Genomic DNA, 21,006 nt, shown 5'->3' on the forward strand with positions numbered 1-21,006 from the left:
GATGATGATTCATCAGGCTTTTTTTTATCTATCTGCAGGCGGGCTGCTGCTTCAGTAGCACGGACCAGTGCGCTTCCCAATGGCCACCGTGCGTCAGCCCCGGAACGCTGACAACTTTTACGCAGGAAGAGTGACTGGCATCGGCATACCCTTGTGCCACGCTATACGGCACCACCCGATCCTCACTGCCAGAGAAGTGGATCTGCGGTAGCGCGGCCAGCTTAGGGGCAACGTCTTTCGCATTCAGCGACTCTGGCATCGTGCTGGCCTGATGCAGACGATTCACCTCATCCATATCCAGATTACCTGCCACCGTTCGCAGCGACTGCACATCATGGCGCCGCGCCGCGACTAACGCTGCCACCGCGCCACCGCCCGAGTAGCCCACCAGCACTAATGGCTGACCGGGGGCCTGGCGGGCAATCTGTGTGATGGCTTCATTCATTGCGTTAATCACCCCCGGGGCGAAGCGGCGGTCGGTCCACCAGCTCTTGTTACAGACGGGATTGCGCGTCAGTGGAATGTACTGGCAGGGACGTGCCAGATACGCCACATTTACGGCAGGGTCGGTAGCGGCAAGCTTGAGCGCAGTCGGGTTAAACGGTGTGGGATCGCGTGAGGGTTGGCTGGGAGTAACCCAGGCAAAACCATCACCTTCAATGTAGAGATGCACAGGCTGCCGGGGATCGCGAATGCGCCCCCACCAGCTGAGAACAAAGGGGGCGGCGTTGATTTCACCCGGCTGTAAGCCCGCTGCACGCGCAATGGCGTCGGCGGTGGCAACACGGTTATCGGTGGCGCAGCCGCTCAGCAGGCTGCACCACAGTAGTCCAATGCTAAGGGGTATCAGTTTCATCTGTGACTTAGAAAAGCTTATGGAGTTGCAGGCGGACGATCTGACCCAACCGGTGGCGCTACCCCTTGCGCTGGCGGCTGGGGTGATGCGTAGGCCATCCATTGATGCTGCTGAAGTGGTTGCGGACGTCATGCTGTTCTGGCCTGGAGAAAGTTGCTCGCCCATATGGTTGGCTTCCGCTTCGATGGTGATGGTTTTTGAGGCGTTAAACAGATTCAGCAGTGCAGAGGAAGAGATACCGCTGTAGCTGGACAGCCCATTCAGTGAGGAGATGGCATTGCCGGTAGTTGGCAACGGTTTGGTTGGGTTTGGCGTCTTGCCACCTCCACTGCTGTGATTATATTGAGGATAGCAGCAGTCTGATGATAGTTTCCACTGATGCTTATCGGTTGGGTAATCAGTTCGTTAGCGCTGTTTTATCAATATATTTCAGGCATAAAAAAACCGGACTGAAAGCAGTCCGGTTTGGCTTATCGGTACTGCGGGCGATTAACGCGGCAGCACCTCAGAATGGGTCACTTAGCGACTACGGAAGACAATGCGGCCTTTGCTCAGGTCGTACGGGGTCAGCTCTACAGTGACTTTGTCGCCCGTCAGGATGCGGATATAGTTTTTGCGCATTTTACCGGAGATATGAGCGGTAACCACGTGACCGTTTTCCAATTCAACGCGGAACATGGTGTTAGGTAACGTATCGAGTACGGTACCCTGCATTTCAATATTGTCTTCTTTGGCCATCGAATCCTCTAGGTGGACTACCTTAGTTTTGAACCGGCGAGATAATGCCGAATTTCACGTATTAAGTAAAGAATTGCGGATGAATTCATCCACATCAATCCCTCTCACGCGCACCTGGCGCAGACGGATTACGAATTAATCTGGAGTCAATGACGTCAGCGTGGGGGAACAGCGGGCTAAGAATCTGTTAAAATATGCTTTGGTCGCACGATTAAAACAGTTCTGAAAAGGTGCGTTGAGATTCCCAGCCTGGTATTCCGCATCACCATCTTGTACCGGTGAAAGGCGGACGACATACCAAACGCGCATATTATATCACTGTTCTTGCGGTGTTGCGTGCAAAACATCGAACGAATGCATTAAAAAAGCCGGCGTGGCTGCCAGCAGTCTACAGAAAGCGGGTGATGCGCCAGAGAATGCACATATTGCAGGTAGGTTACGCGCGGGATTTCCTGTGCGCCCAGAGAGAGGGTGTGAGGATTAAGCACCTGGCAGTCGATTAACTTGCCACCCTGTTGCTGAAAGTAATCACTGAAGACCAGCAACGCCGTTTTTGAGGCATTTTCGCTGCGGCTGAACATCGACTCACCACAAAAAATCTGGCCCAGCTCCAGTCCGTACATACCGCCCACCAGTTCTTCACCCCGCCAGACTTCTATCGATTGTGCATGGCCCAGCTCATGCAACTTTTGCCAGGCACGCTTAACCTCATGGGTGATCCAGGTCCCTTCATTGCGATCGCTGGCGCAGCCTTCTATCACCTGCTGAAACTGCTGATTGAGTGTGACCTGATAAGGCGATTTTTGATGAAAGCGTTTCATGCTGCGGCTGAGGTGGAAATGCTCGGGCAGCAAGACAGCGCGTGGATCAGGTGACCACCAGAGGATCGGATCGCCAGGGGAAAACCACGGAAAAATGCCCCGATGATAGGCGTTAAGCAAACGCTGTGGACTGAGATCACCCCCCATTGCCAGCAGGCCATTGGGTTCCCGCAACGCCATTTCTGGCGGCGGGAAATTAAGCGATTCACGTGAGAGCTGGATCAGACGCATCGGGCAATACTCTTTAGCACGAGAGGTATTGACTATAGCGCAAAGCGCTGCAGAAATGTCCAGTATCGGCCCTGTTTTGAGACTAATTCCTGGTGATTGCCTTGTTCAATGATTTGGCCGCTGTCCATAACACAAACGCGATCGAAATGTGCCAGGCCTCGCAGACGGTGAGTCACCATAATCAGGGTTTTCCCGCTGGCGACCCGGCGCAGCAGAGCGAGGATCTGCTGTTCGGTTTCTGCATCCAGACCTTCTGTCGGTTCATCCAGTAACATCAAATCGCCACCGTGCAGCAGCGCACGCGCCAGGCCTAACCGGCGCAGCTCGCCGCCAGAAAGCTGACGACCGCCTTCACCCAGCCAGGCATTCAGCCCCTGATCATTGTCCAGCAGTGTCTCCAGCCCGACCTGATGGAGTGCATCACACAGTTGCTCATCGCGGCATGCCGGTGCGGCCAGTAGCAGGTTGTCACGCAGGCTGGCGCTGAACAGATGCACGCGCTGGGTAACCACGCTGGTGCGGGCGCGTAAATCGGCTTCACTCCAGTCAGTCAGCGGTTGGCCATTTAGCAGGATAGACCCTTGTTGCGGGTCCCAGGCGCGGGTGAGCAGTTGTAACAGCGTGGACTTGCCGCAGCCGGTACGGCCAAGCAGGGCGATATGTTCACCAGCACCAATCTCAAGCGTCAGCCCGGCGATGGCGAACGGGCCTTCGCCATAACGGAAACTGACATCGTTCAGGCTTAGCGCCGCACCTGCACCATGTGAGGCTTCACTGTCTGTTGCGAAGTTCACAGCCGGGCGTTGTTCGATAATCTGTGAAACGCGTTTTGCTGAGGCAATGACGTGGCCGAGATGCTGGAATGCAGTACCGACCGGTGCCAGGGCTTCAAAAGCGGCCAGCCCACAGAAGACAAACAGCGCAATATAAGCCCCTGGATAAGGATCACCGCCGATGCCATCAGCACTTAACCACAGCAGCAGTGTGACGGCGATGCCGCCCATCAACATCACCAGGCCCTGAGACATCCCGGTCAGACTGGCCTGCCGCTGTTGCGCTGTCAGCCAGGCCTGCTCGGTGGCATCCATGGTGCTGCGGAATGTGCTGGCAGCCCCATACAGACTTAATTCAGCTTGCCCCTGAAGCCAGCGGGTCAGGCCGCTGCGATATTCGCCACGCAGGCGGGTCAAATCAGTGCCTACCGGCAGCCCGGCACGGTAAAACACGGGCGGGATAACAATCAACGTCAGCAACATCAGTGCGCCGAGGGTCAGCGCCAGACTGCTATCCAGCCAGCTCAGGCCGACTGTCACCACCACGATGACCGCCAGCGCCCCCACCAGCGGTGAAATGACCCGCAGATAGAGATGGTCCAGCGTATCTACATCGGCTACCAGACGATTGAGCAACTCGCCTTCACGGAAACGGGCGATACCAGCAGGAGAGAGCGGCAGCAGTTTGCTGAAGGTAAATACCCGCAGATGCTGAAGCACGCGGAAGGTGGTGTCGTGACTAACCAGGCGCTCCAGGTAGCGCGCCACAGTACGGCTGATCGCCGCGCCGCGAACCCCGGCGGCAGGAAGCATATAGTTAAAGCTGTAAATCCCGGCGACACCCGCCAGCGAGGTGGCAGCCAGGAACCAGCCCGACAGCGTCAGCAGGCCGATGCTGGCCAGCAGCGTCAGCACCGCCAGAACAATGCCCGCCAGTAAGCGCAGAATATGGCGACGATAGAGTGCTAAAAACGGCAGCAGAGTTTTCATTCGAGCGATCCTCCTCGCTGGGCCATCAGGTCGGCAAACGGTCCAGGCTGCTGAGCCAGCGCTTCCCAGCGTCCTGTCTGAACAATTTCGCCTTTACGCATCAGCCAGATTTCATCCCACTGGTCAAGACGATCAAGCTGGTGGGTGATCAGCAAAGTGCTCTGCGCATGCGAGGCCTGTAACAGCGCGTGGTTAACATGCTGCTCACTGTGTGCATCGAGGCTGGCATCAGGTTCATCCAGCAGCAGTAGCTGGCAGGGCTTCATCAGCGCACGCGCAACGGCAACACGCTGTGCCTGGCCGACGGACAGGCCGGCGGCCTGGTCACCCGTTTCACTGTCAAGACCTGCCGGCAACTGCGGCAGGAATTCACTAACGCCAGCGAGTGCCAGCACTTGTTGCAGCCGGGCTTCATCGTTATTGCCGCTCAGCAAAATATTCTGCCGCAGAGTCCCCGCGGGAAGATGCGGGTTTTGCCCCACCCAGGCCAGCTGCTGCTGCCAGTGTGGCAACGCGATATCGCGCAGCTCAACGCCATTGATCAGCAGCGAACCGCGATAGGGCAGGTAGCCGAGCAGCACATTCATCAGTGAGGTTTTCCCCGCACCGCTTTGCCCGACCAGCGCCACACGTTGTCCTGGCTGTAACGTGAAATGCAGTGGGCCAGCAAGCGCTGTGCCTTCTGCCGTGGTGATCACCAGGTCCTGAGCCACAAGACTAAACCCGTTGCGCAGTTCCGGGGTCTGCGATCCGCGTTCAACGGAGGCCGTCTCACTCTCTTCCAGGAAGGTTTGCAGCGCATCGGCGGCACCAATCGCCTGGGCTTTGGCGTGGTAGTAAGCCCCAAGGTCACGCAATGGCTGGTAAAATTCAGGCGCGAGTATCAGCACCAGGAACCCGGCAAACAGCGTAACCGGGCCGCTGTAGTGACCAAAATTGAAGACGCCAAGATAAGAGAAACCGAAATAGACCGCGATCAGGGCAATGGAGATTGAGGCGAAGAATTCCAGCACCGCTGAGGACAGAAACGCCATGCGCAGGACTTCCATCGTGCGCTGACGGAACTGTTCGGACGCTTCTGCAATAGTGGCGGTTTCAGCCTGTGCGCGGTGAAACAGACGCAGCGTTTCCAGCCCGCGCAGGCGGTCGAGGAACTGACCACTCAGTCGTGCCAGCGCCTGAAAGTTACGGCGGTTAGCATCGGCTGCGCCCATTCCTACCATCGCCATAAATAAGGGGATCAATGGCGCGGTAGCCAGCAGGATCAGCGAGGCTGCCCAGTTCACTGGGAATAGCAGGATCAGCACCAGCAACGGGATGATCCCAGCCAGCATCATCTGCGGCAGATAGCGCGCGTAGTAATCCTGCATCTCCTCAATCTGCTCCAGCAGCAGCGTAGCCCAGCTCCCGGCGGGTTTACCTTGAATCCAGGCAGGCCCCAGCTCGGACAGACGGTTCAGCACCTGACGGCGCAGGGTCTGGCGGATAGCCTGGCCGGTTTTGAAACCGATTTTTTCGCGTAGCCATGCCAGCAAGGCACGACCCGCAAAGCAGGCCAGCAGCAGAATAAAATGCAGCAGCTGACCGTCACGCGGCTGATGGTCAATCAGCAGAGCCTGGAGCAGCGAGGCCAGAAACCAGGCCTGGGCGAGGATCAGCAGAGCGCTTAATGTGCCCAGCAAGTATGAGAGGCGCAGCCAGCGATGGCCATGCACACTCTGACTTTTCAGCCAGCGGGTGAGTTGTTGTTGTCGTGTTTTATTCATCTGTTGCCGTATTGCCCTGACGTAAACAGTAGTGAGGCAAAGGCCCCAGGAAGATAGGTGTCAAGCGCGGCAATGTTACAATGCGGAGGGTAAAAAGGCGACAATTGCTCGTCGCCTCAGGCAAGATTAGCTCAGAGTTTTAACAACTTACTGATTATTTTTAACTAAACCGTCAAGATAACGCTCTGCGTCCAGTGCGGCCATACAACCCGTTCCGGCTGAAGTAATCGCCTGGCGGTAAATATGGTCCATCACATCACCCGCAGCGAATACGCCCGGGATGCTGGTTTGCGTGGCGTTACCCTGGAGCCCAGACTGGACTTTGATATAACCATTTTCCAGAGCTAACTGACCGTTAAAGATAGCGGTATTCGGGCTGTGACCGATAGCAACGAACAGGCCGGCGACTTCCAGTGTTTTGGTCTGGTCGTCTTTGGTCGAGCGCAGACGCAATGAGCTGACGCCCATCTGATCGCCCAGCACTTCATCCAGCGTGTGGTCGGTATGCAACACGATATTGCCGTTTTTGACCTTTTCATTCAGACGGTCAATCAGGATTTTCTCTGCGCGGAAGCTGTCGCGGCGGTGGATCAGATGCACTTCGGCGGCGATGTTCGCCAGGTAAAGCGCTTCTTCCACTGCGGTGTTACCACCACCAATCACCGCGACTTTCTGATTACGGTAGAAGAAACCGTCGCAGGTGGCACAGGCTGAAACACCGCGACCTTTGAACTCTTCCTCTGAAGGCAGCCCCAGGTAACGGGCCGAGGCGCCGGTGGCGATAATCAGTGCATCAGCAGTGTACTCGCCTTCATCGCCGGTCAACCGGAAAGGACGGTTTTGCAGATCCACGCTGTGAATATGATCGAAAATGATCTCGGTGTTAAATTTCACCGCATGCTCGTGCATACGTTCCATCAACAGTGGCCCGGTTAACTCGTTTGGATCGCCTGGCCAATTTTCCACGTCGGTGGTGGTGGTCAGCTGACCTCCTTTTTCCAGGCCGGTAATCAGCACTGGGTTCAGGTTAGCGCGGGCTGCATACACGGCAGCGGTATAACCTGCCGGACCCGAGCCAAGAATCAGTAATTTACTGTGTTTAGCCGTACCCATGAAACCCTCATTAATTGACTGGCAAACCTATACCCGGATTGTAGGGAATTTAGCGAGGCAAAAAAAGTATTCTGCGATTTTGTTAACAATTAATGAAAAAGGTTTCGCCAATCGTTGCACGGATTTGGGATTGGGGAGGGAGAAAAAAATGGCATTTCATCCACTTTTTGTCATTTTAGCGACAAAATTGTCATTGAAAAACAGAGAGACAGCCTTCCCTTTGGCATGTTGTACTGATTTTTTTTGTTTTGCTTTGACAATCGGCTGCGCTTTTGCGAAAACATTATGGGAAGCAGAGTGTATTTGGTTACGCCAGTCAGGGTTTCATCCCGGATTTTGCGTTTATCGCCCGATATACTCAGCCTGTTATTTGGAATGACGCATGGTGTGGACAGACAACATGCGTCATGCAGATAGGGCGTTTAATACCGCTACAGGCTCTATGTCTTCACTTAGATCAACCCTGTTACATTGAGTCGTTCAGGGTATGGCAGGTAAAGGGAAGGAATTTAAGAGAGACAATAATAATGGTAGACAATAAAAAACGACCGGGTAAAGACCTCGACAGAATTGACCGCAATATCCTGAATGAGCTGCAGAAAGATGGGCGTATTTCTAACGTCGAGCTTTCCAAGCGAGTAGGCTTATCACCTACACCGTGTCTTGAGCGTGTTCGCCGTCTGGAGCGACAGGGCTTTATTCTCGGCTACACCGCCCAGCTAAACCCGCACTACCTGGATGCATCACTGCTGGTATTCGTTGAGATTACTCTGAATCGTGGTGCGCCGGATGTGTTTGAGCAGTTTAACGCTGCTGTACAAAAACTTGAGGAAACTCAAGAGTGTCACCTCGTTTCCGGTGATTTCGACTATCTGCTGAAAACGCGTGTGCCAGATATGTCTGCGTACCGTAAATTGCTGGGCGAAACCTTGCTGCGTCTGCCGGGTGTGAACGATACCCGTACTTATGTGGTCATGGAAGAAGTGAAACAAAGTAACCGGTTAGTGATTAAAACCCGGTAACACAGGGCAGGTGCAAAACCTGTTAGTTTTCGGTACACTCCTGTGAATTCATACAGGTTCAGCGCCGGGCATGCCCGGCGCTGTTACCTCCATAGTTTACAGGCACCTGGAGAGTACTCTTGAGCCAGGAATACACAGAAGATAAAGACGTTTCATTAGAACCGTTGAGCAGCGGGCGTCGCCTGCTGGAAGCATTATTAATTGTTGTTGCTCTTTTCGCCATCTATCTGATGGTGGCGCTGGTGAGCTTCAATCCTTCCGATCCCAGTTGGTCACAAACCGCCTGGCACGAACCTATCCACAACATAGGTGGTGGCGTTGGGGCCTGGCTCGCAGATACGCTATTTTTCATCTTTGGCGTGATGGCCTACGCGCTTCCTCCTGTGATTTTAGGCCTGTGCTGGATCACTTTCAGCCGACGCCATTTCCAGGATTACATCGACTATTTTGCCGTTGCTTTGCGCATGATTGGCGTGCTGGCTCTGGTGGTCACATCCTGTGGCCTGGCCGCGTTGAATGCCGATGATATCTGGTACTTCGCCTCTGGCGGGGTGATTGGCAGCCTGTTAAGCAGTGCAATGGCAGCCTACTTTAGCGGCCCTGGCGGTACGCTGACGCTGCTGTGTATCTGGGCTGCGGGGCTGACGCTCTATACCGGCTGGTCATGGCTGACGATTGCCGAAAAAATCGGTGGCGTGGTGATGGGGATCCTGACTTTCGCCAGTAATCGTTCACGTGCCGATGAAAAATGGCATGAAGAAGACGAGGAAGATGAAGTGGATGTGCCGGTGGCTGTGCGCAGCACGCCGGTACGTGCGGACGATCACGACGACGTACTGCTGACGAAACCGCAGCCTGTTTACGTAACAGCGGAGGACGAGCAGGACGATCCGCTGCTATTGAAGCCTGTAGCCAGTGATGTTGTCCCGGCTCCTGCACAGCAACCTGCGATTGCCCCCGTTGCGCCAGTGACTGTTCCCGTACAGGAATACGTAGCCCAGGTTGAGGCGCAGGTTCCCACACCTGTAGCGGCACCTCAACCTTCGCTGTATCGCTTTGAAGTGCCAGCGGATGTCCAGACCCCAGCACCTTCGCTCCCGGTGGAAGAAGATGACGGTCCGAAGATGGGCAACTGGCAGGATACATCAGCGGCTTCACCGTTTGATTTCTCCACGCCACATGTCTCTCATCCTGCATCTGTCGCTGCTGCGGCAACCGGTGCTGCGATTGGTGCAGTTGCACAATCTGCCAGCAGTAATACGCCGTTTATGCCGGGCTTTACGGCAACCAGCGGTGACGATCTTAATCCACAGGTAAAGCAGGGGATTGGCCCTGAACTGCCACGCCCGAACCCGGTTAAGCTGCCTACACGTCGTGAATTGGCTTCTTACGGCATCAAACTGCCTTCGCAGCGGATGGCGGAAGAGAAAGCCAAAGAGCAGGAATTACTGCAACCGGAAGTTGCTGAAGCGGATACCTGGCAGGCGGTGACGTCTGACGAGCAGGATGATGCAGAGCAGGCGCAGCTACGTGAGGCTTTCCTCGCACGGGAACAGCAGCGCTATGGCGAAGAGTTTGCAGCCGAAGATGAAGAAGCGCTGCAACAGGCGGCGCTGGCACGTCAGTTTGCTGAGCAACAGCAACAACGTTATGCAGCCGAAAAGCCAGGCCACAGCACGACCTTTACGCTGGATACCGCCAGTGCTTTCGACTTCTCACCGATGGACGACCTGGTCAATGACGGCCCAACTGAGCCGTTGTTTACGCTGTCTGCAGCACCGGAAGCAGAACCCGTTGCCCCCGTACAGCCGCAGTGGCAGCAGCCTGAAGAAGTACCTGTACAACCACAACCGCAGGCTCCCGTTGTACAGGCACCTCCCGCCTGGCAACCCACCGTTGCACCTGTCGCACGGCCTGTGGTGGCCCAGCCAGTGAAGCCACAAGAGCCGGATATGGACAGTTTGATCCATCCGTTCCTGATGCGTCATGAGCAGCCAACGTACAAACCGACCACACCGCTGCCGACGCTCGATCTGTTAGCGTCACCGCCAGCTGAAACGGAGCCGGTAGACCAGTTTGCGCTTGAACAGACAGCACGTCTGATTGAGGCGCGCCTGGCCGACTATCGCGTCAAGGCTGAAGTGGTGGGGTACTCACCAGGTCCTGTCATCACCCGATTTGAACTGGATCTGGCACCGGGCGTGAAAGCTGCGCGCATTTCTAACCTGTCGCGCGACCTGGCTCGCTCATTATCAGCCGTTGCCGTACGTGTGGTGGAAGTCATCCCTGGCCGTCCTTATGTGGGGCTGGAGTTGCCTAACCTGAATCGCCAGACGGTGTATCTGCGAGAAGTGCTGGATTGCCCGGCATTTCGTGATAATCCATCACCGCTGTCGATTGTGCTGGGCAAAGATATTTCCGGTGATCCGGTGGTGGCTGATTTGGGCAAAATGCCTCACTTGCTGGTTGCCGGTACTACCGGTTCCGGTAAGTCGGTCGGCGTAAACGCCATGATCCTCAGCATCCTGTATAAAGCCACGCCAAAAGAAGTGCGCTTTATTATGATCGACCCGAAAATGCTCGAATTGTCGGTGTATGAAGGTATTCCACATCTGTTAACCGACGTCGTCACCGACATGAAAGATGCGGCCAATGCTTTGCGCTGGTGCGTGGTTGAGATGGAGCGTCGTTACAAGCTGATGTCTGCCCTGGGTGTGCGTAACATTGCGGGCTATAACGAGAAGGTGGATATGGCTGAGGCGATGGGGCGTCCAATCCCTGATCCGTTCTGGAAGCCAACCGACAGCATGGATATGACGCCACCGGTACTGGAAAAAGAGCCTTATATCGTGGTGATGGTGGATGAGTTTGCTGACCTGATCATGACCGTCGGTAAAAAGGTGGAAGAGCTGATCGCGCGTCTGGCTCAGAAAGCCCGTGCAGCAGGGATTCACCTGGTACTGGCCACACAGCGACCATCGGTGGATGTGATCACCGGTCTGATTAAGGCCAACATTCCGACACGTATTGCCTTTACCGTATCAAGTAAAATTGACTCCCGTACCATCCTCGATCAGTCGGGTGCAGAATCTTTGCTGGGTATGGGGGATATGCTGTATCTGGCACCGAACTCTTCTATTCCGGTTCGTGTTCATGGCGCCTTTGTTCGTGACCAGGAAGTGCATGCCGTAGTGAAAGACTGGAAGGCGCGCGAACGCCCTCAGTATAAAGAAGGTATCCTGAGCGGCGGCGACGACACTGAGTCTGGCGCGGGTGGCGTCGACGGTGACGAAGAGCTGGACCAACTGTTTGACCAGGCGGTTGAGTTCGTCGTCGACAAACGTCGCGCCTCTATTTCCGGCGTGCAGCGGCAGTTCCGTATCGGCTATAACCGCGCCGCGCGTATCATTGAACAGATGGAAGCGCAGGGGATTGTCTCATCACCGGGGCATAACGGTAACCGCGAGGTGCTGGCGCCACCGCCGCATGAGCGTTAAGTATTCTTTTTCGCTAATCGTCAATGGGTCAGGCATTGCCTGGCCCGTTGAATTCCTGACAGCAGTCCCAATATTTGCATGATACGGCCAGGAGAATTCAGTTTTTTCTCCTGTTGTTGTTATCAACGCCTGGCTAAAGTTATCCACGTCACGCTTAACCCGAACGGGATACAAGAGTTTCAATAAGGATGCCGTAATGAAAAAATTAATGATTTCCTGCTGTCTGCTGGCTGCTTTTTCCTCTGTTACCGCCTGGGCTGATGCATCCGGTGATTTGCAACAGCGCCTGGATAAGGTGAAAAGTTTCCATGCCACGTTTAATCAGAAAGTGACCGACAGCAGCGGCGCATCGGTGCAGGATGGCGAAGGCGAAATGTGGGTTCAGCGCCCGAACCTGTTCAACTGGCATATGACTGCGCCGGATGAAAGCACCCTGATTTCCGATGGTAAAACGTTGTGGTTCTACAATCCGTTTGTTGAGCAGGTCAGCGCCAGCTGGGTGAAAGATGCCACCAGCAATACGCCATTTATGCTGATTGCACGTAACCAGGCGAGTGACTGGAAACAATACAACGTTGCGCAAAAAGGAGATGACTTCTCTCTGACGCCAAAAAATGCCGATGGCAACCTGAAGCAGTTCACCATCAATGTGGCGACCAACGGCACCATCAATCAGTTCAGCGCGGTAGAGCAGGATGGGCAGCGCAGCAGTTATACGCTGAAAAGCCAGCAAAATGGCAGCATCAGTGCCGATAAGTTCACGTTCACGCCACCTCAGGGTGTGACTGTGGACGACCAGCGCCAGTGAGGTCTGCGTGAGTAACCTGTCCCTCGACTTTTCCCGTAATGAGTTTCAGCCTCTGGCCGCGCGTATGCGGCCACGCACGCTGGCCGAGTATATTGGCCAGCAACATCTGCTGGCAGCGGGTAAACCGCTGCCACGTGCTATTGAGGCCGGTCATCTTCACTCGATGATTCTATGGGGACCGCCGGGGACGGGGAAAACGACGCTAGCCGAGATTATTGGTCACTACGGTCAGGCAGACGTCGAACGTATTTCTGCTGTCACCTCGGGGGTGAAAGAGATCCGTGAGGCAATTGAACGTGCGCGGCAAAACCGCAATGCGGGCAGGCGTACCATCCTGTTTGTTGATGAAGTCCACCGTTTTAATAAAAGCCAGCAGGATGCTTTCCTGCCCCATATTGAAGATGGCACCATTACCTTTATCGGTGCAACGACGGAAAATCCCTCTTTTGAGCTGAACTCAGCGCTGTTATCGCGTGCTCGCGTCTATCTGTTGAAATCCCTGACTACGGAAGACATTGCTGCCGTGCTAGACCAGGCGATGCAAGACGGTGAGCGTGGCTACGGTAATGACAACATCATCTTGCCAGAAAATACCCGTAATATGATTGCTGAGCTGGTCAACGGTGATGCGCGCCGTGCGCTGAATACGCTGGAAATGATGGCCGATATGGCTGAAGTGAATAGCAAAGGCAAGCGTGAACTGACGCCGCAGTTGCTCAATGAAGTGTCCGGTGAACGTAGCGCTCGCTTTGATAATAAAGGTGACCGTTTCTACGATCTGATTTCTGCCCTGCACAAATCAGTGCGGGGTTCGGCGCCGGATGCGGCACTTTACTGGTATGCACGGATCATTACTGCAGGCGGTGACCCGCTGTATGTTGCGCGACGTTTGCTGGCAATCGCCTCGGAAGATGTTGGCAACGCGGATCCTCGCGGTATGCAAGTGGCGATCTCCGCCTGGGATTGTTTTACCCGTGTCGGCCCGGCTGAAGGGGAGCGGGCGATCGCACAGGCGATTGTTTACCTGGCCTGCGCGCCAAAAAGTAACGCGGTGTATACCGCTTTCAAAGCGGCCATGCGTGATGCGCGTGAAAGCCCGGATTATGATGTACCTGAACATTTGCGTAACGCGCCAACCAAGCTGATGAAAGAAATGGGGCTGGGAGCGGAATACCGTTATGCCCACGATGAACCTAACGCCTATGCCGCCGGTGAGGACTATTTCCCGGCGCAAATGGCACAAACCCGTTATTACCATCCAACCACGCGTGGGCTGGAAGGGAAGATTGGTGAAAAGCTCGCCTGGTTGATTGAACAGGATCAAAATAGCCCGACAAAACGCTACCGCTGACAGTGACGTTGCGGTAAGGTTAGCAATGAATTCAACGCATTCGATATATCGGTGCGCCCCTTCTTTTTTAACTCAATCAATCATCACAGGACAAGCATGCTCGATCCCAATCTACTGCGTACTGAGCCAGACGCAGTCGCTGAAAAACTGGCACGCCGTGGCTATAAGCTGGACGTTGATACGCTGCGCGCACATGAAGAGCGTCGTAAAGTACTGCAGGTCGAAACCGAAAATCTGCAGGCAGAGCGTAACTCGCGATCCAAATCCATCGGGCAGGCCAAAGCACGTGGGGAAGATATCGAGCCATTGCGTCAGGAAGTGAACGTACTGGGCGAACGCCTGGACGCTGCAAAAGCAGAGCTGGATGCACTGTTGACCAGCATCAATGACTTTTCAATGGCTATTCCCAATATCCCTGCGGATGTGGTTCCACTGGGCAAAGATGACAGTGAAAACCAGGAAATCAGTCGCTGGGGTGAGCCGCGTAAGTTTGACTTCGCGGTGCGTGACCACGTTGAGCTGGGCGAAATGGCCGCAGGCCTCGATTTTGCCGCCGCAGTTAAACTGACCGGTTCGCGTTTTATCGTAATGAAAGGCCAGATTGCACTGATGCATCGTGCGCTGAGCCAGTTCATGCTCGATCTGCATACTGAACAGCATGGCTACCTGGAAACCTACGTACCTTACCTGGTGAACCATGCCAGCCTGTACGGCACGGGACAGTTGCCTAAGTTTGGTGAAGATCTGTTCCATACGCGTCCGTTGGAAGAAGAAGCTTCCAGCAGTAACTATGCGCTGATCCCGACTTCCGAAGTTCCGCTGACCAACCTGGTACGCGATGAGATTCTGGAAGAAGAGTCGCTGCCGATTAAAATGACCGCGCACACGCCGTGTTTCCGCTCAGAAGCTGGGGCATATGGTCGCGATACTCGCGGTCTGATCCGTATGCACCAGTTTGATAAAGTTGAAATGGTGCAGATCACGCGTCCTGAAGACTCAATGGATGCGCTGGAAGAACTGGTTGGCCACGCAGAGAAAGTGCTGCAACTGCTGAACCTGCCATATCGTAAAGTGCTGCTCTGCACCGGTGACATGGGCTTCGGTTCGCACAAAACTTACGATCTGGAAGTGTGGTTGCCCGCGCAGGATACCTATCGCGAAATTTCGTCCTGCTCGAACATGGGTGATTTCCAGGCGCGTCGTATGAAAGCGCGTTGCCGTCCACGTGGTGAGAAAGCAACACGTCTGGTACACACCCTGAATGGCTCCGGCCTGGCAGTGGGCCGTACTCTGGTTGCGGTGCTGGAAAACTACCAGCAGGCTGATGGCCGTATCGCTGTGCCTGATGTTCTTCGTCCGTATATGAAAGGCCTGGAATTTATTGGCTGATCCACAGACAGATTCGTAGGGTGTGCAAGCATGCCAGTCGCCCTGAAACCTGTTTTAAAAACCCGCCACTGGCGGGTTTTTTATTGCCTGAGATTGAGCAAAAATGGTTATGGATACTCGTGATGTTATTTTTACTTAATGCATGTGAATTCAATGAGATAATTTCGTCTGCAGCCTTCCGCTTAATGCCTCTAAGCCATTGAAGATAAGAATTTTAAATCGCGTATCTACAAATCGTGCTATTTGTTTTTTATTGTGCTTTTCCAATCGTCTGCTCAGTGGCATGATGCGAGCAAAATCTCCCTCGTTTTCGGTCCCCCAACTACTATGTCCACCTGGTCACGTCCTGTTCTGGTGCTGCTGTGCGGTCTGCTGCTGCTAACGGTCTCTATTGCTGTGCTCAATACGCTGGTGCCACTCTGGCTCACGCATGATGCACTGCCGACCTGGCAGGTGGGAATGGTCAGCTCGTCATACTACTGCGGAAACCTGCTTGGGACGCTGATTGCTGGCTGGGTAATCAAACGCTACGGCTTCAACCGCAGCTATTACCTTGCTTCACTGGTCTTCGCTCTGGCGACGCTGGCACTGGCGCTGGGGACGGGCTTCTGGTCGTGGACGCTGTGGCGCTTTGTGGCCGGTATTGGTTGTGCGCTGATTTGGGTTGTGGTGGAAAGTGCGCTGCTGTGTAACGGGACGCTGCGCAACCGTGGGCGGCTGCTGGCTGCCTATATGATCATTTATTATATTGGCACGGTGATCGGGCAGTTGCTGGTCAGCAAAGTGTCGACTGAATTGATGCACGTCCTCCCCTGGGTCAGCAGTGTGATACTGGCTGCGGTTCTGCCACTGGTCTTTTGCCGTGTCACCGCCAGCCAGGAAGGGGGAGAAGAAGCCCCAGCCGGGCGGCTTTGGTCAATGCTGCGCCGCCGAAATGCCCGTCTTGGCATCAATGGCTGTATTATTTCAGGCATTGTTCTGGGGTCGTTATATGGCCTGATGCCCCTTTACCTTTCGCATCAGGGAATGAGTGACTCAACCGTGGGTTACTGGATGGCATTGCTGGTGAGTGCGGGCATCATTGGCCAGTGGCCAATAGGCCGTCTTGCCGATCGTTACGGGCGTCTGCTGGTGCTGCGGGTGCAAGTGTTTGTGGTGATCCTCGGCGCTCTGGCAATGTTGAGTAATGCGGCGATGGCACCTGCGCTATTTATTCTCGGCTGTGCGGGCTTTACCCTTTATCCGGTGGCGATGTCCTGGGCGTGTGAAACCGTGGCGCACCATGAACTGGTGGCGATGAATCAGGCGCTGCTGCTGAGTTACACCGTCGGCAGTCTGGTGGGGCCGACGATGACCTCAATGCTGATGCAAAGCTACTCAGACCGGCTGCTGTTTGTGATGATTGCCGGAGTGGCGATGGTGTATCTGGTGATGCTGCTGCGTAAAGCGGATCATCATGCCAATCCGGTCGCGCACGCATAAAAAAGGCTGACCAGAAGGTCAGCCTCTACCATTATCGTTAGCCCGTACGCGGCTTAATACATCACGTGGTGGCCATAGCTTTCAAGAATACTTTTAACCCGATCCATCGTGTCGGCTTTCGGTGGATGAACACCATCCAGCTTGTACTCTTCCCCCATCGCTACCCACTTATGCTTGCCAAGTTCGTGATACGGCAGCAATTCGATTTTCTCCACATTGCCCATATCACGCGTGAACTCGCCCAAACGATGAGCTGATTCATCATCGTCAGAGTAGCCTGGCACCACAACATAGCGGATCCAGGTGCGGATATTACGTTTGGACAGATAACGGGCAAAATCAAGTGTGCGGTGGTTAGAGACGCCGACCAGAATCTGGTGGACATCATCATTAATCTGCTTAAGGTCGAGCATCACCAGATCGGTGACGTCCAGCAGTTCGTCAATCACCGGGTCATAGCGGCGAACAAAACCGTTGGTATCCAGACAGGTGTTAATCCCTTCAGCTTTACAGGCACGGAACCAGTCACGTACGAATTCGGCTTGCAGGATAGCTTCTCCGCCGGACGCGGTAACACCACCACCAGAGGCATTCATAAAGTGGCGATATGACACCACGTCTTTCATGAGTTCTTCTACGGTGATCTCTTTGCCGCCGTGCGTATCCCAGGTATCACGGTTATGGCAATACAGGCAGCGCATCAGGCAGCCCTGGAAGAAGGTGATAAAGCGGATGCCGGGGCCGTCAACGGTCCCGCAGGATTCAAAAGAGTGGATGCGACCGAGTACTGACATTGCGATGAATTCTCCACGGTGACACAGTCTTTAGCTGTGTTAAGTCTGTTTTGGCAGGCGTCCGTATCAGGCGACTGACAAAACCGGCTGGTGGTGAACAGGCCCCCTTACGGGAGCCTGTAGAGTGCGGCTGCTTACATCGACTGTGTAAAGGTACGTGTAATCACGTCCTGCTGCTGCTCTTTAGTCAGTGAGTTGAAGCGAACTGCATAACCTGATACGCGAATGGTGAGCTGCGGATATTTTTCCGGGTTCTCCATTGCTTCCAGCAGCATTTCACGGTTCATCACGTTGACGTTCAGGTGCTGACCACCTTCGATGCTGGCTTCGTGATGGAAGTAACCATCCATCAGACCGGCAAGGTTGGTTTTGCGCACGTCGTCGTTTTTGCCCAGCGCGTTTGGCACGATGGAGAAGGTATAAGAGATACCATCTTTCGCGTAAGCAAACGGCAGTTTAGCAACGGAGGTCAGAGAGGCAACCGCACCTTTCTGATCGCGACCATGCATTGGGTTTGCGCCTGGTCCAAATGGTGCGCCAGCACGGCGTCCGTCCGGAGTGTTGCCCGTTTTCTTACCATACACCACGTTAGAGGTAATGGTCAGTACGGATTGAGTTGGCACCGCATTACGGTAAGTTTGCAGTTTCTGAATTTTCTTCATGAAACGTTCAACCAGGTCGCAGGCAATGTCATCAACGCGTGAATCGTTGTTACCAAACTGCGGGTATTCACCTTCGATTTTGAAGTCTACGGCCAGGCCATCTTCATCACGAATGGTGGATACTTTGGCGTATTTGATAGCAGACAGGGAGTCAGCCGCAACGGACAGACCTGCGATACCACAAGCCATAGTACGGTAAACATCACGGTCATGCAGGGCCATCAGTGACGCTTCATAGCTGTATTTATCATGCATGTAGTGGATAACGTTCAGTGCAGTGACGTACTGTTTTGCCAGCCAGTCCATAAAGTGATCCATCCGGTTCATCACTTTATCGTAGTCCAGCACGTCATCCATCATTGGCGCTTCTTTCGGGCCAACCTGCATTTTCATTTTTTCATCCACGCCGCCGTTAATCGCATACAGCATGGTTTTTGCCAGGTTGGCACGCGCACCGAAGAACTGCATTTGTTTGCCGACGATCATCGGGCTCACGCAGCAGGCAATGGCGTAGTCATCATTGTCAAAGTCAGGGCGCATCAGATCATCATTCTCGTACTGCAGAGATGAGGTATCGATGGACACTTTTGCCGCGTATTTTTTGAAGTTCAGTGGCAGTTTTTCAGACCACAGGATGGTCATGTTTGGTTCCGGTGAAGGACCCATGGTGTAAAGGGTATTCAGGAAACGGTAGGTGTTTTTAGTCACCATGGTACGGCCGTCAACGCCCATGCCTGCCAGTGATTCAGTCGCCCAGATTGGGTCACCTGAGAACAGTTCATCGTACTCAGGAGTACGCAGGAAGCGCACCATACGCAGTTTCATCACCAGGTGGTCAATCAGTTCCTGTGCTTCCAGTTCGTTGATCACGCCTGCTTTCAGGTCGCGTTCAAAGTAGATATCCAGGAAGGTAGATACGCGTCCAAAGGACATCGCAGCACCATTTTGAGATTTCACCGCAGCCAGGTAACCGAAGTAGGTCCACTGTACCGCTTCTTTTGCGTTAGTTGCCGGGCCAGAGATATCACAGCCATATTTCGCTGCCATCTCTTTAATCTGCTGAAGTGCGTGATGCTGGTCGGCAATTTCTTCGCGCAGGCGAATAGTTGCTTCCAGATTAACGCCATTTTCCATATCGCTCTGCAGTGAAGTGAACTGAGCGAATTTGTCTTTCATCAGTGCGTCAATACCGTACAGCGCTACGCGGCGGTAGTCACCAATGATACGACCACGACCGTATGCGTCAGGCAGACCAGTCAGCACACCTGATTTACGACAACGCATAATATCGGGAGTGTACACATCGAATACACCCTGGTTATGGGTTTTACGGTATTCGGAGAAGATTTTTTTCACTGTCGGATCAAGTTCGCGGCCATACACTTTGCACGAACCTTCAACCATTTTAATGCCGCCGAAAGGGATCAGCGCACGTTTCAGTGGGGCTTCTGTCTGCAGGCCAACGATTTGTTCCAGGCTTTTATTGATATAGCCCGCATCGTGAGAGGTGATGGTTGATGGCAGGTCGGTATCAAAGTCAACCGGCGCATGCGTGCGGTTTTCTTGTTTGATGCCTTCCATCACTTTGTCCCACAGAGCCGTCGTTGCCTCAGTGGCACCGGCCAGGAACGCTTCGTCGCCTTCATACGGTGTGTAGTTTTTCTGGATGAAGTCACGGACGTTAACGCTGGTCTGCCATTCGCCCTGTGCAAAGCTTTCCCAGGCTGCCGCCATTTTTTGATTAAGCTCGGTCATTTGATACCTACCTTATAACGTGAAGTTCGATGTACGTTCCCGCCGGGTGACATCACACCGACGGTTGCAATATTGTGTTAGTGGGCCAATCAGTGATGGTCGCCATCACGCAGATAAATTACCCAGTACGTTAAACCAACCAGCAAACCACCACCGATGATATTGCCCAGTGTCACCGGGATCAGGTTATCGGTAATAAAATGGCCAACGGTGAGGTGCGAAAACTGCTCTGCACTTGCTCCGGTAGCTTGCCAGAACTCGGGAGTCGCAAAGTCTTTAATGATGATCGCCATCGGGACGAGAAACATGTTGGCGATGCTGTGCTCAAATCCACTGGCAACAAACATCGCAACTGGCAGCACCATGGCAAACATTTTGTCCATCAGACTGCGCCCGGAGTAACTCATCCATACAGCCATGCACACCATCAGATTCGCCAAAATGCCAAGGCAGACAGCTTCCGTGAAAGTATGGTGCATTTTATGGTCAGCGGTTTGCAGGACATTCAGTCCCCAGGCACCGTTGGCCGCCATGTACTGCCCGGCAAACCAAATCAGAGCAACAAAGAAGATGGCACCGATAAAGTTGCCTACATAGACGATGATCCAGTTGCGGGCGAGCTGCGCCCAGGTAATACGGCCGCTGGCTTTAGCGACCACGGTAAGAACAGTGGAAGTAAACAGGTCAGCACCGCAAACCACAACCAACATCAAACCCAGTGAAAAGCAGATACCACCAACCAGCTTTGCCAGCCCCCAGGGGACAGCAGACGTACCCGTCGTGGCAGTGATATAGAAAGCAAAGGCGATGGAGATGAAAACTCCAGCGGTAATTGCCAGAAAAAATGTGGTGAAGGGGTGTTTCGTTGCTTTATAGACACCTGCATCTTCAGCAACTTTCGCCATTTCTGACGGTAATAATAAGTCAAAGGGGTTGCCAGTTTTCACACTAACGTTCT

Annotated in this window: 16 protein-coding genes; 7 read left to right on the forward strand and 9 right to left on the reverse strand. The window is 54.0% G+C overall.

What is annotated here, in order from left to right:
* Positions 1–28: 28 nt before the first annotated feature.
* The 6 genes from ACFL9S_RS02975 to trxB all read right to left on the reverse strand — a co-directional run bounded on the left by ACFL9S_RS02975 (position 29) and on the right by trxB (position 7,288).
* Complete coding sequence (locus ACFL9S_RS02975; RefSeq protein ID WP_405260210.1) at positions 29–1,150, reverse strand: alpha/beta hydrolase; 1,122 nt, start codon at positions 1,148–1,150, stop codon at positions 29–31.
* A 225-nt stretch (positions 1,151–1,375) separates the two neighbouring features.
* Positions 1,376–1,594, reverse strand: a complete 219-nt coding sequence (infA, locus tag ACFL9S_RS02980; RefSeq protein ID WP_002211347.1) for a translation initiation factor IF-1 — start codon at positions 1,592–1,594, stop codon at positions 1,376–1,378.
* Positions 1,595–1,953: 359 nt separating this feature from the next.
* Positions 1,954–2,646, reverse strand: a complete 693-nt coding sequence (gene aat, locus ACFL9S_RS02985; protein ID WP_405260211.1) for a leucyl/phenylalanyl-tRNA--protein transferase — start codon at positions 2,644–2,646, stop codon at positions 1,954–1,956.
* Between the two features lie 32 nt (positions 2,647–2,678).
* Positions 2,679–4,409, reverse strand: coding sequence for a heme ABC transporter ATP-binding protein/permease CydC (gene cydC / locus ACFL9S_RS02990; RefSeq protein ID WP_405260212.1), 1,731 nt, complete (start codon positions 4,407–4,409; stop codon positions 2,679–2,681).
* Entirely contained in the window at positions 4,406–6,175 is a 1,770-nt protein-coding gene (gene cydD / locus ACFL9S_RS02995) for a heme ABC transporter permease/ATP-binding protein CydD (RefSeq protein WP_405260213.1), read from the reverse strand. Before cydD ends, cydC begins: the two co-directional genes overlap by 4 nt.
* 147 nt (positions 6,176–6,322) lie before the next feature.
* Positions 6,323–7,288, reverse strand: coding sequence for a thioredoxin-disulfide reductase (gene trxB, locus ACFL9S_RS03000; protein ID WP_405260214.1), 966 nt, complete (start codon positions 7,286–7,288; stop codon positions 6,323–6,325).
* On the opposite strand from trxB, the gene ACFL9S_RS03005 reads away from it, so the two are divergent.
* The 7 genes from ACFL9S_RS03005 to ACFL9S_RS03035 all read left to right on the forward strand — a co-directional run bounded on the left by ACFL9S_RS03005 (position 7,287) and on the right by ACFL9S_RS03035 (position 16,837).
* Positions 7,287–7,667, forward strand: coding sequence for a hypothetical protein (locus ACFL9S_RS03005; RefSeq protein ID WP_405260215.1), 381 nt, complete (start codon positions 7,287–7,289; stop codon positions 7,665–7,667). The two genes, trxB and ACFL9S_RS03005, sit on opposite strands and share 2 nt — an antisense overlap.
* Positions 7,668–7,815: 148 nt before the next feature.
* Complete coding sequence (gene lrp, locus ACFL9S_RS03010) at positions 7,816–8,310, forward strand: leucine-responsive transcriptional regulator Lrp (protein WP_006118610.1); 495 nt, start codon at positions 7,816–7,818, stop codon at positions 8,308–8,310.
* A 119-nt stretch (positions 8,311–8,429) separates the two neighbouring features.
* Entirely contained in the window at positions 8,430–11,807 is a 3,378-nt protein-coding gene (locus ACFL9S_RS03015) for a DNA translocase FtsK 4TM domain-containing protein (RefSeq protein WP_405260216.1), read from the forward strand.
* 196 nt (positions 11,808–12,003) lie between these two features.
* Positions 12,004–12,615: an outer membrane lipoprotein chaperone LolA gene (lolA, locus tag ACFL9S_RS03020; protein ID WP_405260217.1), complete on the forward strand. Its 612-nt coding sequence runs from the start codon at positions 12,004–12,006 to the stop codon at positions 12,613–12,615.
* Positions 12,616–12,622: 7 nt separating this feature from the next.
* Positions 12,623–13,966: a replication-associated recombination protein A gene (locus tag ACFL9S_RS03025; protein WP_405260218.1), complete on the forward strand. Its 1,344-nt coding sequence runs from the start codon at positions 12,623–12,625 to the stop codon at positions 13,964–13,966.
* A gap of 96 nt (positions 13,967–14,062) precedes the next feature.
* On the forward strand, positions 14,063–15,355 hold the full coding sequence (gene serS / locus ACFL9S_RS03030; RefSeq protein ID WP_405260219.1) for a serine--tRNA ligase: 1,293 nt from the start codon (positions 14,063–14,065) through the stop codon (positions 15,353–15,355).
* Between the two features lie 327 nt (positions 15,356–15,682).
* On the forward strand, positions 15,683–16,837 hold the full coding sequence (locus ACFL9S_RS03035; protein ID WP_405260220.1) for an MFS transporter: 1,155 nt from the start codon (positions 15,683–15,685) through the stop codon (positions 16,835–16,837).
* A 53-nt stretch (positions 16,838–16,890) separates the two neighbouring features.
* Here ACFL9S_RS03035 and pflA read toward each other — a convergent pair whose 3' ends face one another.
* The 3 genes from pflA to focA all read right to left on the reverse strand — a co-directional run bounded on the left by pflA (position 16,891) and on the right by focA (position 20,995).
* Positions 16,891–17,631 (reverse strand): pyruvate formate lyase 1-activating protein, encoded by a 741-nt coding sequence (gene pflA, locus ACFL9S_RS03040; RefSeq protein ID WP_405260221.1) that lies wholly within the window; start codon positions 17,629–17,631, stop codon positions 16,891–16,893.
* 134 nt (positions 17,632–17,765) lie between these two features.
* Positions 17,766–20,048 carry a formate C-acetyltransferase gene (gene pflB, locus ACFL9S_RS03045; protein ID WP_405260222.1) on the reverse strand — a complete coding sequence of 761 codons (2,283 nt, stop codon included), beginning with the start codon at positions 20,046–20,048 and terminating at the stop codon, positions 17,766–17,768.
* A gap of 89 nt (positions 20,049–20,137) precedes the next feature.
* Positions 20,138–20,995 (reverse strand): formate transporter FocA, encoded by an 858-nt coding sequence (focA, locus tag ACFL9S_RS03050; protein WP_405260223.1) that lies wholly within the window; start codon positions 20,993–20,995, stop codon positions 20,138–20,140.
* Positions 20,996–21,006: the final 11 nt, after the last annotated feature.

It is taken from the genome of Erwinia sp. AnSW2-5 (assembly GCF_045107195.1).
In the GTDB taxonomy this organism is placed as follows: Bacteria; Pseudomonadota; Gammaproteobacteria; order Enterobacterales; family Enterobacteriaceae; genus Erwinia.